Below are 972 nucleotides of genomic sequence, written 5' to 3'. Positions count from 1 at the left end.
GTGGCAAAGTAAAAACAGAAAAACTGTTTGATGGGCGCTATATCGTTTGGGATTATGATGCTAATGACCAGATAATCAAGCGAACAGAATACGGCGATACTCGACAAGACGACACCGCCTTAATCATCACCTATGAGCGTGACCATTGCGGACGGTTAACTGCCCGTATATTGCCTGATGGACAAAAGGTCACCTACCACTATGATGGATTTGGTCGACTCAATGAGGTGGACGATGGCAAATGGCCACTGGTATGGCAATACGACAAATGTGGACGCATCACGCAAGAGCACCAAGGCTTTAGTAGTCAATATTTTGATTATGACCAAGCAGGACGCTTATTTAGAATGCGCCTGCCTGATGGTAACATCTTAACCCACTATTACCGAGGTGATGAAGTCAGCCAAATCGACCTAAACGGCCAAACACTATCGACCCACCGCTGGCAGGAAGGCAATGAAATTGCCCGTAGCATGGGGCGATTTGGGGAACTCAATTGTCATCAGCAATTTGATAGCCGTGGTCGATTGCTTAAACAAAAAGTCAGGGTCAAAGACAGCCTGAATAAACCGATTGAACGTCATTACCAATATAATGTTGCCGGTGAGCTCACCCAAATGACCGACAACTACAAAGGGGTAAAAACCTTCACCCACGACTTAAAAAGCCGACTCAGTAGCGCTAGCCACCAACCTTATAACCAAGGACAGTTACCGGATGAGCTAAGCTATAAAGGCTATCATGAGCACTTTTATTTTGACGGAGCCGATAACTTACTGGGCAGTGAAAAGCCACTTGATGAATTAAAACACGCATCATCTACTGCCAAAACCCATGGCACCCCCCAAGCACCCTGCCCCCACAGCAACAAGCTCAAGGCTAACCGCTTATTGATTCAAGGTGACCGCCATTATCAGTACGACCAATACGGCAATGTGATTCGAGAGTTACGCGGTAAACGGCAACATACTG

The 972-nt window shown here is 46.5% G+C and carries 1 protein-coding gene; it reads left to right on the top strand.

Annotated elements, in window-relative coordinates; genetic code table 11:
* Nucleotides 1-972: RHS repeat domain-containing protein (locus A9G41_RS08975; protein ID WP_143425450.1), on the top strand; the 972-nt coding region annotated here is incomplete at both ends.

Origin of the sequence: Gilliamella sp. Nev5-1 (assembly GCF_001690895.1) — a bacterium.
In the GTDB taxonomy this organism is placed as follows: Bacteria; Pseudomonadota; Gammaproteobacteria; order Enterobacterales; family Orbaceae; genus Gilliamella; species Gilliamella apicola_C.
The sequence above is the reverse complement of the archived record's forward strand: the minus strand, read 5'-3'. Positions and strand labels throughout refer to the sequence as shown.